17 protein-coding genes are annotated in these 18,461 nt (G+C 44.2%); 8 read left to right on the forward strand and 9 right to left on the reverse strand.

What is annotated here, in order from left to right; all coding sequences use genetic code 11:
• Window positions 1-13 precede the first annotated feature (13 nt).
• The 3 genes from EX191_RS02160 to EX191_RS02170 form a co-directional block, all read right to left on the reverse strand.
• On the reverse strand, window positions 14-1,417 hold the full coding sequence (locus tag EX191_RS02160) for a Y-family DNA polymerase (protein WP_193447045.1): 1,404 nt from the start codon (window positions 1,415-1,417) through the stop codon (window positions 14-16).
• Window positions 1,418-1,421: 4 nt separating this feature from the next.
• Window positions 1,422-2,114: a translesion DNA synthesis-associated protein ImuA gene (imuA, locus tag EX191_RS02165; protein WP_109169737.1), complete on the reverse strand. Its 693-nt coding sequence runs from the start codon at window positions 2,112-2,114 to the stop codon at window positions 1,422-1,424.
• A gap of 129 nt (window positions 2,115-2,243) precedes the next feature.
• The gene (locus EX191_RS02170; RefSeq protein WP_046874431.1) at window positions 2,244-2,990 is read right to left on the reverse strand and encodes a YciK family oxidoreductase; all 747 of its coding nucleotides are present in this window, start codon (window positions 2,988-2,990) and stop codon (window positions 2,244-2,246) included.
• A 254-nt stretch (window positions 2,991-3,244) separates the two neighbouring features.
• Here EX191_RS02170 and sohB point away from each other — a divergent pair, with 254 nt between their 5' ends.
• The 8 genes from sohB to EX191_RS02210 all read left to right on the forward strand — a co-directional run bounded on the left by sohB (window position 3,245) and on the right by EX191_RS02210 (window position 12,346).
• Window positions 3,245-4,306: a protease SohB gene (gene sohB / locus EX191_RS02175; protein WP_005385819.1), complete on the forward strand. Its 1,062-nt coding sequence runs from the start codon at window positions 3,245-3,247 to the stop codon at window positions 4,304-4,306.
• Window positions 4,307-4,514: 208 nt separating this feature from the next.
• Window positions 4,515-5,195, forward strand: coding sequence for a (d)CMP kinase (gene cmk, locus EX191_RS02180; protein ID WP_005397113.1), 681 nt, complete (start codon window positions 4,515-4,517; stop codon window positions 5,193-5,195).
• A gap of 110 nt (window positions 5,196-5,305) precedes the next feature.
• Window positions 5,306-6,976, forward strand: a complete 1,671-nt coding sequence (gene rpsA / locus EX191_RS02185) for a 30S ribosomal protein S1 (RefSeq protein WP_005385817.1) — start codon at window positions 5,306-5,308, stop codon at window positions 6,974-6,976.
• Between the two features lie 213 nt (window positions 6,977-7,189).
• Window positions 7,190-7,471, forward strand: coding sequence for an integration host factor subunit beta (gene ihfB, locus EX191_RS02190; protein WP_005385816.1), 282 nt, complete (start codon window positions 7,190-7,192; stop codon window positions 7,469-7,471).
• A 263-nt stretch (window positions 7,472-7,734) separates the two neighbouring features.
• Window positions 7,735-8,031 carry a LapA family protein gene (locus tag EX191_RS02195; RefSeq protein WP_005397112.1) on the forward strand — a complete coding sequence of 99 codons (297 nt, stop codon included), beginning with the start codon at window positions 7,735-7,737 and terminating at the stop codon, window positions 8,029-8,031.
• A gap of 18 nt (window positions 8,032-8,049) precedes the next feature.
• Complete coding sequence (gene lapB / locus EX191_RS02200) at window positions 8,050-9,225, forward strand: lipopolysaccharide assembly protein LapB (protein WP_005376665.1); 1,176 nt, start codon at window positions 8,050-8,052, stop codon at window positions 9,223-9,225.
• Between the two features lie 83 nt (window positions 9,226-9,308).
• Complete coding sequence (gene pyrF / locus EX191_RS02205; RefSeq protein ID WP_005397105.1) at window positions 9,309-10,010, forward strand: orotidine-5'-phosphate decarboxylase; 702 nt, start codon at window positions 9,309-9,311, stop codon at window positions 10,008-10,010.
• 497 nt (window positions 10,011-10,507) lie between these two features.
• Complete coding sequence (locus EX191_RS02210) at window positions 10,508-12,346, forward strand: extracellular solute-binding protein (protein ID WP_006742667.1); 1,839 nt, start codon at window positions 10,508-10,510, stop codon at window positions 12,344-12,346.
• Between the two features lie 64 nt (window positions 12,347-12,410).
• On the opposite strand, the gene EX191_RS02215 is transcribed toward EX191_RS02210, so the two are convergent.
• The 6 genes from EX191_RS02215 to EX191_RS02240 form a co-directional block, all read right to left on the reverse strand.
• Window positions 12,411-12,650, reverse strand: coding sequence for a hypothetical protein (locus EX191_RS02215; RefSeq protein ID WP_005397103.1), 240 nt, complete (start codon window positions 12,648-12,650; stop codon window positions 12,411-12,413).
• A 207-nt stretch (window positions 12,651-12,857) separates the two neighbouring features.
• Window positions 12,858-13,436, reverse strand: a complete 579-nt coding sequence (locus EX191_RS02220) for a PqiC family protein (RefSeq protein WP_109169736.1) — start codon at window positions 13,434-13,436, stop codon at window positions 12,858-12,860.
• A complete protein-coding gene (pqiB, locus tag EX191_RS02225; protein WP_054867673.1) occupies window positions 13,436-15,082 on the reverse strand; it encodes an intermembrane transport protein PqiB in 1,647 nt (548 codons plus the stop codon). Before pqiB ends, EX191_RS02220 begins: the two co-directional genes overlap by 1 nt.
• The gene (locus tag EX191_RS02230; RefSeq protein ID WP_046874435.1) at window positions 15,075-16,406 is read right to left on the reverse strand and encodes a paraquat-inducible protein A; all 1,332 of its coding nucleotides are present in this window, start codon (window positions 16,404-16,406) and stop codon (window positions 15,075-15,077) included. Before EX191_RS02230 ends, pqiB begins: the two co-directional genes overlap by 8 nt.
• 304 nt (window positions 16,407-16,710) lie before the next feature.
• Window positions 16,711-17,763 carry a c-type cytochrome gene (locus EX191_RS02235; protein WP_193447046.1) on the reverse strand — a complete coding sequence of 351 codons (1,053 nt, stop codon included), beginning with the start codon at window positions 17,761-17,763 and terminating at the stop codon, window positions 16,711-16,713.
• Between the two features lie 8 nt (window positions 17,764-17,771).
• The gene (locus EX191_RS02240) at window positions 17,772-18,335 is read right to left on the reverse strand and encodes a c-type cytochrome (RefSeq protein ID WP_371807243.1); all 564 of its coding nucleotides are present in this window, start codon (window positions 18,333-18,335) and stop codon (window positions 17,772-17,774) included.
• Window positions 18,336-18,461: the final 126 nt, after the last annotated feature.

Consider the following 18,461-nt stretch of genomic DNA (forward strand, 5'->3'; position numbering starts at 1 on the left):
AATAACTGTCGATTTAACAAAAATAGCCATGAAGAAACCAGTGCTTGTGCTGATCGCGAAATATCCATAACCAGCGGCCTTGCTTGGTGTGTGCAATGTAGTAATCACGCATGATCTCATCACCATCCCACCATCCAGAAACGATTCGCTCAGGTCCGTGGACCAAAGATACTTGCTCTTGCAATGCAATGGGAGTGGGCAATTGCATTGCGGGGCGTAGTATGGAGGGTATGGCGTGCTCCTTTTCATCTGGAGCATCAGCAGGGCGATATTGACTGGCCTTTTCTGGTCTAGGATCGCAAGCGATGTTGGGTTTTAACACAGCACTTTTCCCCAATTTAGCTTGCAGTAAAGAGAGCAGTTCTAAAGCATTCATGTTCCCTTTTTGCCCAGCAAAGAGATCGCGTGATGCACTAAGAGGCTCACCTTGACGGACGACTTTTAACGTTAGCCCTGTGACTGGGCCATTGAGCGAGAGTGACTCTAAGCTTAAACTCGCTAACTGCTGCCAACGCTGACATAGGTAATCACCTTGCGCAGAAGTGAGTTGAAGGTGTTGCTCTTGTTTCTCACGCTGGTGGAGTGTTAAACACAGCTCAAAAGCGACCTTATCTCTTAATTTAAGAAAGGTTTCGAGTTGACGAAGTAACTTGGCCAGCGGCTTTTCAATCCACTGAACGTTTTCGAACTCAAACAGCAGTTCTAAATAAACTTGGAAGGATTCGGTCGGGTGATAAAAGTCGACAGGATGCTTAAACTGCCCAGTCAGTCGACCAACGTAGTTCACCAAATCGATATCAAAGCGTCGTGCGATGTCTTGCAACGGCAGTTCAAGTAACCCTTTTAAGGAAGTAACGCCTACGCGGTGCAGCTTTTCAACCATAGAGCTCGATAAATCGGTTAGAGGCAGAGGTAATGGGAATAACATTTGTTCGATAAGAGGTTTGTCGTCACTAAGAACATTTGCTCCTGCCAATGCCATTAACTTGGCTGACAGAGGTGAAAAACCACAACCAAATTGAAAGCTTAACTGCAGTTTAGTTAAGTGAGCACTGACTTTATTCCAGTAATTGTCCAACCCTTCATATAGGGTGAGCATCGGTGTGGCACGTAGCAAAATACCTTGGTTTGGCATCAACACAACGTCAGATGTGATCAAATACAACCACTGAGCTACCTCTTGTAATTTATTTAATTCGGTTTGTGGATGATAAGGATGCACTTGTAAATCTCGACACAAGGACGCAGCACTGCCTAAGCCCATACCAGGCTTAATGCCTTGTTGTTCGGCAATCTCGTTGTATTGAATAATCTGGCAACGTTGGCTTTCGACAATCACCACGGGTTGATCTTGGTTATCACCAAAGAGTGCGTCTAGCTGTAGGCGAGGGAAGTGCAAGTAAATCCACAAAGCCATATCACTAACCTTGGTTCGCCAGTGGGAAATTGACCACAGTCGAGTGCAGAGTTTTAGATGATGGTTTCACCAGTTGCGGGTAATGGTGTTGGAAGCCGATACTAACACTACCTCTATTCCAGCCTCCTTTCCTTTTTAGTACTTCAACATTAATCCCTTGCTCGTCACCTTTCAGTTTTAAACTGAGTGACACAGGCAAAGACAAGCGGTTGATAGTCTCTGTTTTAAGCATAAAAAGAGGGCAAGTACCTTGTTCACTCGCTACCTGTAAGCGTTTCACTTGATGTATTTCAAGCTCTTCTTGCCATAACAAAACATTACTGCATACCCCACTTTTCAGACATTGCTCTGCAGCCCAAAGAGCATCTTTGGGGTGAGTTGGATTAACGACCCACACTTGGTTTATATCCAAACAGATGTAGTGTAAGAACAGAGAATTCACTAACGCGGGAGGTTGAATAAATGCAGTCACACCATTGGTCTGAGTGGCTTTTAAATAAGGAGCGAGCAAACGCAATTCACCAATACTACCAATAGATTCCATCTCCACTACGCCATGAGGTGGAAAGCCTCCGCCGAGCAAATCATCTAATTCAGAAAACCCGGAACTAGTCCGCAATTGCTGAGGATCTGTTTTCGTTAAATTTGCTTGCCAAACAAGGTGTTGGCTTTTTAAGTGCTGAATAATATCTTGCATAATAAATACCTGTATGTATGTACAGTATATTTCTGTGGGAGAAAGTCGCAAGATTTTTATGAAGAGAGAAATGAAAAAAGGCAGCGTTTGCTGCCTTTTCAATCAATTATGTGAGGTAACCTGAATGAGTTATTTACGCTTCGGTTGAGCGTCGATGCACTGACCGTTCACATCGGTAACCGCAGGATCCATTAAGTGCAAATATAGCGGCATGATATCCAGTGGCGTTTTGAGAGTATTTGCATCTTCACCCGGATATGCTTTTTCACGCATGCGAGTACGAGTGGCACCAGGGTTAATTGCGTTAACGCGGATCGGTGTATCACTCAGCTCGTCAGCTAAAACTTGCATCATGCCTTCTACGGCAAATTTAGAGATAGCGTATGGCCCCCAGAATGCGCGGCCAGAGTGGCCGACGGTCGAAGAGGTAAAGATAATACGCCCAGCTTCTGATTTACGCATCACAGGCAGTAGTGCTTGAGTCATTAACACTTCTGCTTTCACGTTGATCTGCATGATATCGTCGAAATCTTCCTCTTTGATTTGATCAAATGGACACAGCGAACTTAAGACACCTGCGTTGTGTAATAGGCCATCCAAACGACCAAACTGCCCTTCGATTGTCTCTGCCATATCAATGTAATTTTGCTTAGTTGCGCCCTTGAGATCCAGAGGAATGATAGCGGCTTGTGGATAGCCAGCTGCTTCAATCTCATCATAGATAGATTCAAGGTTTTGCACATTTCTACCCAAAAGAATAACAGTTGCACCGTGCTCGGCATAAGAAAGCGCGGCTTGACGGCCGATGCCATTACCAGCGCCAGTAACAAGAATGACTTTACCTTTTAGAGCATCAGCTGAAACGGAGTAGTTCACGGCGATAAATCCTTATTATTGTAAGAGGGTCCATGATAGTTAATTGACGCTAAAAAACGCCTGTTTCTCAATGGAAAATCTTGGTAATCGTGACAAGATGGTTACAATACACCAATTCATGTGTTATACCAATTCCAGAACTTTCGTTAGGTATGCTATCAATCAGAACAAGTGGTTACAAACCGCGCTGCCTTCTCGCTGATGTTTCTGCGTAACATACTAACGTCATCTGAAATGAGATAAAGGAGCTCTCGTTGGAATTTTTATTAGATTATGGTCTGTTTCTGGCCAAAATTATCACGGTGGTTGCTGCGATAATTGTTCTGCTCATTATTGCAAAATCGGCTGGTGGCAAATCGGGTGCGGCGAAAGGGGAGTTAGAGATTACCAACCTTTCAGAGCAACACAAACAATCTGTTGAACAGTTAGAGCATCATTTGCATGACGATGCTTTCATCAAGGCTCGAGATAAAGCCGTCAAAAAAGAAGAAAAAGAGAAGAACAAATCTCGCGAGAAAGAAATCAAACAAGCGAGCAAAGACGGTTCATTAGATAGCAAGCGTGAACCACACCTATTTGTTCTTGATTTTAACGGTAGCATAGATGCAAAAGAAGTCGCGTCTCTACGTGAAGAGATCACTGCTATTTTGGCTGTCGCACGTGAAGGTGATGAAGTATTACTTCGTTTAGAATCTGGCGGTGGTATGGTTCATGGCTACGGCCTTGCCTCTTCTCAACTGGACCGAATCAAAGCTGCGGGTCTTCCTCTGACTATCTCTGTTGACAAAGTTGCGGCAAGTGGCGGTTACATGATGGCATGTGTAGCAGATAAGATTGTTTCTGCACCATTTGCAATTGTGGGTTCTATTGGCGTTATCGCACAAATTCCTAACTTCAACAAACTGTTGAAGAAACATGACATTGAGTACGAACAACTAACCGCGGGTGAATATAAACGCACGCTAACGATGTTTGGTGAGAATACCGATAAAGCGCGCGATAAGTTTAAGCAAGAGCTTGAAGAAACACATGTCTTGTTTAAAGACTTTATTCGCGAGCGTCGTCCTAGTTTGGACCTAGACAAAGTAGCTACAGGTGAGCACTGGTTCGGTACACAAGCGAAAGAGCTTGGTTTGGTGGATGATATTAGTACATCTGATGATATCGTTGTTGCGGCATGCAAAGATAAAACCGTACTTTCTGTGCATTATGTGCAGAAGAAAAAACTGGCAGACAAGCTAGCAGGTGTCGCGGGCAAAGTTGCTGACAGTGTGATCTTAAAGTTAGCTGAGCGTGGTCAAAAACCGATTGTTTAATCGAACCTAAGATCATGACATTTGAAACGGCGAGGGTGGAAGCTCTCGCCGTTTTTGTTGAACCTTATGTTTATTGATGAATCCAATTGCGCATTAGGTGTAATGCTTTACACGACATTTTTCCTCGCTCCAAAGGGCGATTACCCGTATAATGCGCGCCTCGAAAACCGAGCAAATTGCTGAAAAGAAACTATAGGTGGAGAAGAACATGTCCTCTCAAACTCCGGTTGTAACCGTAGATGGACCTAGTGGTGCAGGTAAAGGCACTTTATGTATGTTGCTGGCGAAAAAGTTGGGTTTCCAACTCTTAGATTCTGGCGCAATTTATCGTGTACTTGCACTCGCTGCGATTCACCACGGTGTCGACACAGAGTCAGAAGACGCACTTGTCCCACTGGCAACACACCTAGACGTTCAATTTATCGCAGAGGGTGACTTAGTTAAGGTCGTTCTAGAAGGCGAAGATGTGTCAGGGGAGCTTCGCAAAGAAGAAACGGGTATGGCAGCATCTAAAGTTGCGGCTCTGCCACGTGTTCGTGAAGCATTATTACGTCGTCAGCGTGCATTTGAGGCCGCTCCGGGCCTAGTGGCTGATGGTCGTGATATGGGCACAATTGTATTCCCAAGTGCACAAGCGAAAATCTTCCTTGATGCGAGCGCAGAAGAGCGTGCAAATCGACGCCTTAAACAGTTGCAAGAGAAAGGGTTAGATGTTAAATTTGCTGACCTTTTAAGCGAGATCCAAGAGCGTGACGACCGAGATCGTAACCGCCCAGTGGCGCCACTACGCCCTGCTGAGGATGCGCTTGTGCTAGATTCTACGTCGATGACTATCGACGAAGTAGTAGAAAAGGCACTACAATATATCGAATCGAAGCTAGCTGAGTAATGATACTCGGCTAGACTAAGAGCGTTGGTCGCAAGGATGATGACTGGCGAATTTAATAACCCCATGCGGTAGGATACCCGTGGACGTTTAATTTATTGAAGATTAACTAAATGACTGAATCTTTTGCTCAACTCTTTGAAGAGTTTCTAAACGAAACAGAATTCCAACAAGGCAGCATCGTTAAAGGTACTGTAGTAGCTATCGAGAACGGTTTCGTTCTTGTTGACGCTGGTCTTAAGTCTGAATCTGCTATCCCTGCTGAACAGTTCAAGAACGCTGCTGGCGAACTTGAAGTTGAAGTTGGCGCTGAAGTAGACGTAGCTCTAGACGCTGTTGAAGATGGTTTCGGTGAAACTCAACTTTCTCGTGAGAAAGCTAAGCGTCACGAAGCTTGGATCGTACTTGAGAAAGCTTACGAAGAAGCTGAAACTGTTGTTGGTATCATCAACGGTAAAGTTAAAGGCGGTTTCACTGTTGAACTAAACGGTATCCGTGCTTTCCTTCCTGGCTCTCTAGTAGACGTGCGTCCAATCCGCGACACTGCTCACCTAGAAAACAAAGAGCTAGAGTTCAAAGTTATCAAACTTGACCAAAAACGTAACAACGTAGTTGTTTCACGTCGTGCTGTTATCGAATCTGAAAACAGCGTTGAGCGTGACGAGCTTCTAGAAACTCTACAAGAAGGTTCTGAAGTTAAAGGTATCGTTAAGAACCTTACTGACTACGGTGCGTTCGTTGACCTAGGTGGCGTTGACGGTCTTCTACATATCACTGATATGGCTTGGAAGCGCGTTAAGCACCCATCTGAAATCGTTAACGTTGGTGACGAGATCCAAGTTAAAGTTCTTAAGTTCGACCGTGAGCGTACTCGCGTATCACTAGGTCTTAAGCAACTAGGCGAAGATCCATGGGTAGCAATCGCTAAGCGTTACCCAGAAGGTCACAAACTAACTGGTCGCGTAACTAACCTAACTGACTACGGCTGCTTCGTTGAAATCGAAGAAGGCGTTGAAGGTCTAGTTCACGTTTCAGAAATGGATTGGACTAACAAGAACATCCACCCTTCTAAAGTTGTTAATGTTGGCGACGAAGTTGAGGTTATGGTTCTTGAAATCGACGAAGAACGTCGTCGTATCTCTCTAGGTCTGAAACAGTGTAAAGCTAACCCATGGCAGTCATTCGCTGAAGCACAAGCTAAAGGCGACAAAGTTACTGGTAAGATCAAGTCTATCACTGACTTCGGTATCTTCATCGGTCTAGAAGGCGGCATCGACGGTCTAGTTCACCTATCTGACATTTCTTGGAATGTTGCTGGCGAAGAAGCTGTACGTGAGTACAAGAAAGGCGACGAGATCTCTGCAGTTGTTCTAGCAGTAGACGCTGAGCGTGAGCGCATCTCTCTAGGCATCAAGCAAATGGAAAACGACCCATTCAATGCTTACGTTGCTGACAACAAGAAAGGTGTTCTAGTTAACGCTACTGTAACTGCTGTTGACGCTAAAGGCGCTACTGTTGAAATCGCAGAAGGCGTTGAAGGTTACATCCGTGCTTCTGAAGTATCTCGCGATCGCGTAGAAGATGCTTCTCTAATCCTAAGCGCTGGTGATGTTGTTGAAGCGAAGTTCACAGGTGTAGACCGTAAGAACCGCGTAATCAACCTATCTATCAAAGCTAAAGACGAAGCTGACGAGCAAGAAGCAATGGCATCTATCAACAAGCAAGATGACAATGCATTCGGTAACGCAATGGCTGACGCTTTCAAAGCTGCTAAAGGCGAATAATATACTCGCTTAAGCAAAAAAGGAGCCGCAAGGCTCCTTTTTTATATTTGAGCATATTTAAGTAGTAATACTAATGACGGTAAACTATCTTAATAAAAGGCATTTCTTCATTGCGCATTTTGCATAAAATTTGTCTAGAATTGTCAGCAAGTGTTTGTTGGAATTAGTATTACTTACTATAATAAGTGATAAAGATACTCAAAGAGGGCAACTATGACTAAGTCTGAACTGATTGAAAGACTCTGCGCTGAGCAAACACACTTATCAGCGAAAGAGGTAGAGGATGCTGTAAAAGATATTTTAGAGCACATGGCCTCTACGCTAGAGAGCGGTGACCGTATCGAGATCCGCGGCTTTGGTAGTTTTTCTCTTCATTACCGCGAGCCTCGCGTAGGTCGTAACCCTAAAACGGGCGATAAAGTGGAATTGGAAGGTAAATACGTTCCACATTTCAAACCTGGTAAAGAGCTTCGTGAGCGTGTAAATATTGGCTAACGCACTCTTATTAGTTTGAAAAAAGCGGCATACGTTTGTGTATGCCGCTTTTTTGTAATGTATCCAAGCAGTTTACGAAGCGAGCTGTTGATTCTGGCTGTTTTCTTTGCAGCTTTCTACACCCAAGTAACTTTAACTTCTAGGCGTGTCTACAAACTAAGCATCTTGAGGTTACTTGGGTATAGATTATTGCTAATATACGTAGTCTGAAGAAGCATTTTCCTGCATAATCTTACCGACTTACTCCTAGAAGGGTGATGTAAATGAAAATTATAAAAATCGTTGCTGTTTTAGCTCTCTTTTTAATTGCATTGGCGTTAGGTTCCCAAAACCAAGAGCTCGTGACTTTTAACTATCTTCTAGCCAAAGGAGAGTTCCACTTATCTACACTATTAGGTGTGGTATTTGTGGTTGGCTTTGCTTTAGCGTGGGTTATCTTTGGTAGTATCCAGCTGAAAACTCAGCTACAAGTTCGTCGTTTAAAGAAAAAACTGAAAAAGTACGAACCTACAGATGCAAACAAACCTGCTGATAAGCCAGCCATCGAAAAACAGGCATAAGGATAAGGCTTAACTTTAATGCTTGAACTACTCTTCTTGTTGTTGCCTATAGCTGCTGCGTATGGCTGGTATATGGGGCATCGCAGCGCTCAGCAAGACAAGCAGAAGCAATCTCATCAAATCTCTCGTCAGTATATGACGGGTCTTAATCTGCTGCTCTCTGACCAATCAGATAAGGCTGTCGATCACTTTATTGAATTGCTCCAAGTTGATAACGAGACCATCGATACTCACCTTGCGTTGGGTAACCTATTCCGGTCTCGTGGCGAAGTCGACCGTGCAATCCGAATTCACCAAAATCTCATTTCTCGCTCTGGCTTAACACTGGATCAAAAGAATCTTGCACTTCAACAGTTGGCGAAAGATTACATGGTCTCTGGTTTTCTCGATCGTGCAGAGAAAATCTTCGAACAGTTAGTCGAAGAGCCAGATTACAAAGAAGCGGCCCTTCAGCAATTGGTAACCATTTACCAACAAACACGTGAATGGGAAAAAGCAATTTATTACGCCAATCAATTGGCTAAGTTGGGTAATAAACGCTCCAGAATGCGTGCGAATATTGCTCATTTTTGGTGTGAAATTGCAATGCTCGACCAAGCCGATGGTAATACTAATAAGGCAATACAGCACTTTAAAAAAGCCCTAGCAGAAGACCCAAAGTGTGTTCGAGCGAGTATTGCTTTGGGACGAATTTATCTAGAGTCTGAAGATTATAAACACACGATAAAATACCTGACGGGTGTGCTTGAGCAAGACAAAGACTTTATCAGCGATGTCTTACCAACCATTGCAGAGTGCTACCATCATTTGGGCCAGGAAGATGAACTTGTAGAGTTTCTGCGAGCTTGTATTGATAAGAAAGCAGGCGTATCAGCCGAGTTAATGTTGGCTCAGTTGGTTGCTCACCACGAGAACGTCGGGGCTGCACAAGAGCTGCTGACCAAACAGCTGCTGAAAAATCCAACCATGAAGGGCTTTTATCGATTAATTGACTACCACATTGCTGAAGCAGAAGACGGTCGCGCGAAAGACAGTCTATCGACGCTACAAGCGATGGTGGGTGAACAGTTAAAAGTGAAACCACACTACCGATGCCGGAAGTGTGGGTTTTCTACTCATTCCCTTTATTGGCACTGCCCATCCTGTAAAGGGTGGGGGACGATCAAGCCAATCCGCGGATTGGATGGTGAATAATTTTAATGCAGCTGACAGAGTTTCTGTCCGCTGCATTTTTTTAACTTTTTATTTAATAAGAACCAAAATAGTTAGGAGATGAAATGATCGACCAAAAAGTTATTGTCGCACTGGATTATGATAACCAAGCAGACGCACTTGCGTTTGTAGATAGAATTGATCCTGCGTCATGTCGCCTAAAAGTTGGCAAGGAAATGTTTACGCTATTTGGTCCTGATTTCGTACGTGAACTCCACAAACGTGGTTTTTCAGTCTTCCTGGATTTGAAATTTCACGATATTCCAAATACGTGTTCTAAGGCGGTCCGCGCAGCCGCAGAATTAGGGGTTTGGATGGTGAATGTGCATGCGAGCGGTGGTGAGCGCATGATGACGGCATCACGTGAAATTCTTGAGCCATACGGTAAAGATCGCCCACTTCTGATTGGAGTAACGGTACTAACCAGTATGGAACAAAGTGATTTAGCGGGTATTGGTTTGAACATTGCGCCTCAGGATCAAGTTATTCGTCTGGCGACATTGACCAAAAACGCTGGTTTAGATGGTGTTGTATGTTCAGCTCAAGAGTCTTCATTGCTTAAGAGCGAACTGGGTCAAGACTTTAAGTTAGTTACACCTGGAATCCGACCTGCCGGCTCTGAGCAAGGTGACCAGCGCCGTATCATGACACCAGTAGAGGCTATTCAGTCAGGTTCTGACTATCTTGTTATTGGGCGTCCAATTACTCAAGCTGTGGATCCTGCAGCAGTGTTGAAATCGATCAATGATAGCTTGTCTAGTATGTAAGCACAGTCTTGTATTGTATAAAGAAAGGTGAGGCTGTGATGCCTCACCTTTTTTGTACCTAATAAAAATACCAACCGTAGTAAGCAACTGCTCATTTTAACCAGTTATATCTGCTCGCTTACTTGCTTGCTTTAATTGGTGTAGAGGGGAGCTCATTCGGATAAAGGTTCTACGGTTTATTATGAGAAAAGTAGGGCTTGGTACTGTATCGATCACACTTTTGTAACATAACTCACTGTGATGCATAGAAAATGCGACCATGTATTATTGATGACTTGCGTTACAAAAGCCTAAAGAATACTATGGCGAAGATGCATTCACTGCGTTGTAAGGTCTAGGATGACCTAGTGAAACTCTTTGAAATTAATATAGAAGCTGGCAGGAAGTCACTTCATATTACGCTCCTATTATTTCCTATCTGCGTATTTTCTATTTGCAGCTTTCACACTCCGTCTTCCTTGCTACGACCTTAATCGCAAACACAACAAGGAAGAAACATGACTAAAAAACTGCCATTTTCAGTACTTGCAACACTGACCGCTGCCAGTTTTCAACTGAGTGCGGCGGAGTTACCTGCTGATATAGAATGGATTTCAAATAACAATGAACCTCTGTTCGCCTCTGAAGAAGCGGTACGAGGTGGTACTTATCGTACTTACATTCAGAGCTTTCCTCAGACATTACGAAGTGTTGGTCCAGATGCGAACTCCGGCTTGCGCCAATATTTAATGGATGGTTCACCAAAGCTTGCTCAGCGTCATCCAAATACTGGTAAATGGATCCCCCAACTTGCTAAGTCATGGGCATTTGGAGAGGACAACAAAACCGTATTCTTTAAGCTTGATGAAACGGCCGAGTGGTCAGATGGTGAAAAAATTACGGCAGATGATTACGTCTTTATGATGAAGTACTACACGTCAAAAGACATTATCGACCCGTGGTACAACGACTTCTTCACGAACAGCGTTGTCGGTGTTGAAAAAATTGACGACTACACGATCAAAGTCAATCTTGCTGTAGCTCAAAGTCATGACTCGCTCATGGTTATGATTAACATGCCGAGTAATGGTTTTCAGCCTCGTCCGGAACACTTCTTTGAAGGAGAAAAGGACGCAAATAACGATGGCATGCCTGATAACTTCGTCAGAAAGTTCAACTTTAAATCTGAGCCAACTGCGGCGCCTTACTACATTGATAAAGTGAAGAAAGGTAAGAGCGTGACATTCAAACATGTCGGTGAAGATTGGTGGGGGTATAACAACCGCTACTATAAAAACCGTTACAACGTAGAAAAAGTCCGCATTAAGGTGATTCGCGATCCTGATATTGCCATGAAGCACTTTGAAAAAGGTAACTTAGATTACTTTGAGATGGTGCTACCAAGCTTTTGGCATGATAAAACCGATAGTGATGTGTACAAAAAAGGCTATATCCAAAAGTACTGGGGCTTTAACGAAGCACCACAAGGCGCTGGTGGCCTTTGGATGAACACCGCGATGCCGATGTTGGATAACCTAGAAGTGCGTAAAGGCGTTATGGCAGCCACTGACTATGACGGCATGATTGAAAATATCATGCGTGGAGATTATTCACGTAAACCACATGGACTCGGCTTTGGTCATGGCGAATACGATGATCCTAACAATACACCGCCTAAGTTTGATGCCGATGCGGCGGTTAAACATTTCGAAAAAGCGGGCTTTGACAAAGTTGGCGCAGATGGTATTCGTGTCAACGACAAGGGTCAACGCTTGAGCTTTGCTATCACCTATGGATACAACTCTTGGACACCGCGTATTGCGTACTTGAAAGAGCAAGCGAAACTTGCTGGTCTTGAGTTCACGTTAAACTTGGTTGATGGTTCATCTGCGTTTAAATACATTCTTGAGAAAAAGCATCAGTTAGCGTTCTTGAATATGGGTTCTGGTGAGATTCCTGCGTATTGGGAATACCTGCACTCTGATAATGCTAATCGACCACAAACGAATGCTCACACCAACTACAGCAGCCCTGAGCTGGACAAGTTGATTGAAGCTTATGACTCTGAGTTTGATCAGGAGAAGCGTTACGATTTATCGCATCAAATCCAAAACTATGTCAGCAAAGCGAATATCATCGTTCCTGGATACATGGTGCCTTATTCTCGAGTTGCACATTGGCGCTGGGTTAAAATTCCTAAAGATGGCATGACAAAAGCGACAGAATGGGTGCTTCATCCAATGGATATTGGTAATTTCTGGATCGATACCAAAGTAAAAGAAGAGACTGAGGAAGCGATGGACGAGGGTAAAACCTTCCCAGAGACAACGGTTATTGATGATCGCTACAAGTTGTAACTCCACAACTTAGCGGCGATACAAATGAAAGCCCCGGTAATTAAGTTACAGGGGCTTTTTATTTTTACTTAACTAAGTAAGACGCTTCTAAAAGGTAGGTTTTCACATCACCAAGCAAAGAGAAGGCCTTGTCGATGGTTTTAAATCGCTCATCAAGTGAGTCACTAGATATAAGTTGGCTGAACGTTTTTACCGAGAAAGCTTCGTTTGCTTTAAAGAACTGATGCACATTTTCAAGCTGAACTTTATGAATATGCTCCACCTTATTTAGGGCGGTGGTTAAATCGGAAATGTTAATCGACATTGCTACTCAAGAACCTTATCAACAAGACCTCTACATAAGGTCATAGGATGGGGCTTTATATTTTGCCGTAGAGTAGCACCAAAGAACGGATTGCAGTCTGACTAAGATCAATTTGTCTCGCTTGATTATCTACATCTATTTCGATCGGAAAACTTCTCGCAGCACAAAAAAGGGAAGCAACTTGCTTCCCTGTAATTAACATCGATCTTAGATTTTTTTGGCAATGTCCGAAGTCAGTTCTTCCAACCCGACGGATAGTGCGTCGACAAGTGCTCCATAGCCTTCGTTCTGTAGAGGCTGAGAGATTTGTATTGGTGCACTCTTTTCTACATTACCTTCAGCATTAATGAGTAACCATTCCCCCTCAATTTCGATATTGCCTTTGTAGCTACCATTAAATTTATTTAACGTAAGCTGTAGTTTGGCTTCATCATTTTGATCCAACAGGTTGTTCATTTCAGTCGGCCAGTAATGAGTCTGTTTGTGGCGTAGTTCTGTGACGACTCTCTGAGTGATTTGCTCGGAAATACTATGCGCCCATTGATTGTTTCTTGCCTGGATAACTTGAGTCTCAGAGGTTCGGTAAACGATACCACTGTCGTTTAAATAACTTGCCAGTTTTACTGGACGAACAACTAAAGTAGGGCGCTGTGAGATATCAGAAGAGCTCAGCGTCACTGGTTCCGCCTTAGGTAGAAGGTACAAAGCCCCTTTAGTTTCTGGAGCGCTACTGCAACCCGTTAGACCGACAAATAGCGCGATAGACAAAAAGAATACTCGTTTCATTAGTTTTGGCCTTTAACTGGGATTGGGTCACTGATTTCATCTTCTCCAAACACGAGAGAGTTTGGCTTTTCGTTTAGCTGTTTAAGTACGGGTTTAAACTCTGTCATCACGCTTTCTAGTTCTTTGAGCGTGGCTTCCATTTCATTGTACATGGTTGAGTTTGGTCCATAACCATCGAGTGTTTTTTGCAACTGCTGCAAGCTTTGGCGAATATCTGTTGGGATCTCTTGCGTCTCTTTTTGATTTAAAAGTTTATCAATACTGTCCGCGACACGTTCTGCTGACGCCAACGTCTTTTCCGACGTTTTTAACGTTGCATTGAGAGAGTTAAGCGTTTCTTCCATTGGTAAGCTGTTAATCTTATTTAGGAAGTCATTAACTTGGCGCTGAACTTGGGCAAAACCACCACGCATGGTTGGAAATACATCTAAACCTTCATATTCACTTGGAACGTACTGATCATCATTAGGATAAAAGTCTGCATCAATATAAAGCGCGCCAGTTAACAAGTTACCAGTCTTTAAGGTGCCACGGAGACCGCGAGCAAACTCTTCCTTCAACTTTTCTTTGAACATAGATAAAGATTGGGATTCTAAATCTCCGTACACTCGACCGAGCTCAACGCGCACCAAAACAGGAATTTTTTTCGCAGAGAAGTTTTCTTCTGGTGTTGGTAAACGCATCGGTACTCTCGTTACGGTACCAATACGAAGACCGCGGTACTCAACAGGCGCATTCGCTTTTAAGCCACGTACCGATTCATCAAATAACATGACGAACTCAATGTAGTCATCGTACATACCTTCTCTCAGCTGCTTAATATCATCGTACAAGCGGAAGTTAACCATGTCTTCTGTGAGTAGTTCGCCGGACTCAAGACCTGGAACGGTATCGAAGGTAACGCCACCCGTTAGCATGCTCTCTAGCGAGCCAAACTTAACTTCAAACCCTTCGGCATTGAGCTGTAAATCAACACCAGAATTCAGCCAAAACTTAGTACGAGTGCGCACTAAGCTGTCATAAGGTTTGAAAATAAAGAGTTGATACAGCGCCTTGCGAGTATCAACATCAAAGCTGGTTTTCTCTACACGACCAACGGTAAAGCCTTTATAAATAACCGGGTCACCAACACCTAGTTTGCCAGCTTCGCGGTGTGTTAATACAAGACGTAGGCCTTCTGCATCAGGAGAAGCGACCGGTGGCACATCTAATACCGTAAAGTGCTCCTTTTCTACTTTAGATTTACCCGGCTGAAGTTGGATATAAGCGCCAGATAGCAAGGTCTCTAAACCTGAAACGCCATCACGGCCAATACGAGGCTTCACCACCCAGAACATGGTATCGTCACGCAGCATGCGTTCAGCATCTTTGTTCATCTGCGCCTTAGCGATGATGTGATCGTAGTTTTCACTGAGAGTGACTTCGGTAATCAGACCGACTTTAACATTCAATGCTCGGATCTCGGTTTTACCAACCTCAATCCCATCTGCGGTCGGCAGTTGGAGAGTAATTTGTGGGCCTGTACTGTTGATGTATTGGAACAGCATCCACGCTCCCATGGCTAGCGCAAGGATCGGGACAATCCAGATCGCAGAAATCTGCTTTTGCGGTTTTATTTGAGCGGTTACGTTGTTCTCATCACTCATATTTGGCTTTCTCGTTTAAGTTGTCAGAAATCGGCTCCTGCACTTCGTTTTGTGGCAACTGCCACAACAAACGTGAGTCAAATATCATTGCAGAAAGCATAGTGAAAATGACCACTGCCGCGAAAGAGAGCGCAGCAGGGCCTGGATAAATCGCCATTAAGTTTTGCAACTGAACCAGTGCAACTAAGATGGCAACGACAAAGATATCGATCATGGACCAGCGACCAATAAACTCAGTTAAGCGGTATATCTTTAAGCGTGAAATACTTTCTTTGGGAGGAAGATATCGCGCTTTTTGCGCATTGTAATACAGCCACGCGAGTGCCAGCATTTTCGCCATTGGAATGAATACGCTAGCAAAGAAAATTACCATCGCAATAGGGTAAGAACCTAAATGCCAAAGCAGTATTACCCCTTCCATGATAGTTGAACCTTCTGAATGTCCAAGGCTTACGGTATACATCATTGGATAAAGATTCGCGGGGATATAGAAAATGACTGACGCAAACAAAAGCGCCCAAGCTTTTTGTAAATTATCTGCTGGGTTGTATTTATGAATAGGGCTTTTACAACGAATGCAGTATTGGTGCTTTTTCGCTTCAATTGGGTTGAGTTGGTGACACGTATGGCAACCAATATGGTTGTGGTTATGGTGCGTATCGCCCTCATTTACATCGGGCAGCACGATGGCTGGAATGAAGTGTCCCCAGAGCCAGCTTTTGTCAACCATAGAAATACATTTGACTACCAGTACGGTATAAACGCAGAACGCCCAGAATGAAGTCCCCATTCCAATGTCTGCCAGAGAAGCGATTTTAATTAAGCTGACTAATACGCCAATCAAGAATACATCGACCATCAGCCAGGGTTCGACTCGAAACAGAAGGCGACATAAAACTTTCGCCATTCGTTGCTGTTTTTTGGATGGCGTATGTTTACGCGCTTTTAATGCTTCGAGATGAAGAAAGAGAATGAGACCGACATAGATAGCAGGCAATACGACGACCGTTGCGAGAAGTAACACACCTAAAAGTACATTTTGAAATTCAGCCAGCATTTTGGCTGCATGCAATAAGGTGATTTCTTGCGATAGCCCTTGCACACTGAACGACATAAAAGGGAAAGAAATGCTTAACACCAACATGATCAAACATGCCGATGAAATGGCGATCACGCTTTGATAGGGTTTAGCATTCACTTTTGTCAGAGAATGCGCGCATCGAGGACATTGAGCTTTTTGCCCTTGATCGATATCGGGAATACGAACAACAAGGCCGCATTCTTCGCATGAAATTAACTGACGGGAATTAGGTTGAATACTCATCGGGTAGGTTTTGGATTCATTTGTCCTAAGAATACTCTTTTTTCATTAGACACGCTTGTTTTGATTCAGGAGTTTACGAGTTTCTTACTTTTGGCATCATAGTATATGGAAGCTCTAAGATATAAACAAAGTCGCGTTTGGTGCATTATTTTACTGCGAAGATTGGTATGTTGGAAGCCGAAAACTACTTAACGTTGCTGGTTTGGAGGGGGGCAGTGATTGCTTCAGGAGAGTAAAACAACCCTGCCCAGAGAACCTGAGCAGGGAGGTGGGAGCACTGGTATTTAAGATGAATGGTTGTCTTTTACTCGACGGTACCGCTCTTGAAAGCATTCGAGCCGACTTGCTTACCACTAATTGTTTTTCCGTAATAGCCTTGATGTTGGTGATATCTCTCTGCGTTTGCGGCCACGTTGCCTTTAAATCGTGGATCTTGTGGACGCTCGTGGCTATTGACGTATGCCGCGACATCCCACGCTTCTTGTTTGCTTAACTGGACACTTTTCCCAAGCGGCATGTTTTCGTAAATAAAATAGGCCGCGGTGTTAATACGGTGCATACCTGCACCCCAGTTATACGCATATTCGCCCCAAAGTGGTGGAATGTATGAATGGCCGTCGGTGCCTTTTATGCCTGAACCGTCGGCGCGATGGCAAGTTTCGCAGTTCTTTTCGTAGACTAATGCCCCTCGCTCTGGTGATGGTTCTTGCTCAGGGGCGGCGATTTTTGGGTAGCCACGTCCAGAGAGATTACCTCGTTCTTCAATTGGTAATGCTTGCGCGATGGCTTCTGGCAGCGGGAAGTCTTTTGCTTTTCCACCAACTTGCAACGCTTTTGCGTCTAGCTCCGGAATTGGTTCATCCGTCATACCATGTTTGTCGAGCAAGCCGCCCATCGCCAACCAGTAGGCGTAAGCACTAAGGGCAACAATTTCTGGCGAATCGTAAGCGGGAGCTTTACCGTTCATGGAATATTCGAAACAACCCTGGATACGGTCAGCATAGCTGTTTACGCGATCGTTTTTCTTACGATATGCCGGGTAGGCCATGTATGCCGCCCATAGAGGTGCAGCGTTGGCTTTTCGTCCTGCTTCCATATGGCAATTCACACAGTTTTGTTCGTTGCCAACGTATTTTCCGCGCATTTGTTGCGAGTTAACAAATAGGGAATAACCACGTTTTACTTGCTCACCAAATTCGGTATTTGGAATGGTGCCTAGATCACGCGGTTTTAAGTATTCACCGTGATTCTTTTTTTTCACCGCGGGCAGTTCAGTTTGACGATCCGGCAGTGGCTCGTTGGCCAAAGTAGCAGCAGAGATGAGAGGCAATGCGAACAAAGAATAGAAACGTTTCATGTCTGCTCCTAGTAACGTAATGAGGCAAAGTAGTAGGAAAGGTTTTCAATCTCTTCGTCAGTGAGATTTTTCGCGATAGTGCCCATCATATTGAGCGGGTCACCACTGCGAGTGCCGTTTTTCCATGCCATCAATTGCGTTTTTAAGTAATCAGCATGTTGGCTTGCGAGGCGAGGGAATTTGTCGACGCCCATTCCGCTCGCTCCATGACAAGTCGCGCAAGCTGGAATGTTTCTATCCCAATCGCCTTGGAAGATTAATTTACGATACGGGTTACGAATGTCGGCTTGGTCGCCGCGTTGCTCTGGGTTAGTGAACTCGTAGCTTGGAAGGTTAGCAAAGTAATCCATGACTTCTTTACGAACAGCAGGATCGCTAAGCTCTTTCGCCATGCCTTGCATGACTACGTTTTGTCGTTCGCCACTAAGGAAGAGTTCTATTTGGGTGTTGAGATAATTCGCGTTCAGACCGGCAATCATAGGCGCAATGTTTGGTTGACCCATACCATGTTGGCCGTGACAACCGCTGCACACGCTGGCTTTTTCCGGAATAGACGAGGCGCTTGCGCCCATAGTGGTGGCTAGCAAATAGGCTGTCACCACTGGAAGAATCTTTGACATGCTGACTCACTTTAATTCTTATTAATATGTCCAAGTGCTACTTGGTAGTCACTGGGACGATATTGTCGGCCTTGTCAA

Origin of the sequence: Vibrio chemaguriensis (genome assembly GCF_012275705.1) — a bacterium.
In the GTDB taxonomy this organism is placed as follows: domain Bacteria; phylum Pseudomonadota; class Gammaproteobacteria; order Enterobacterales; family Vibrionaceae; genus Vibrio; species Vibrio diabolicus.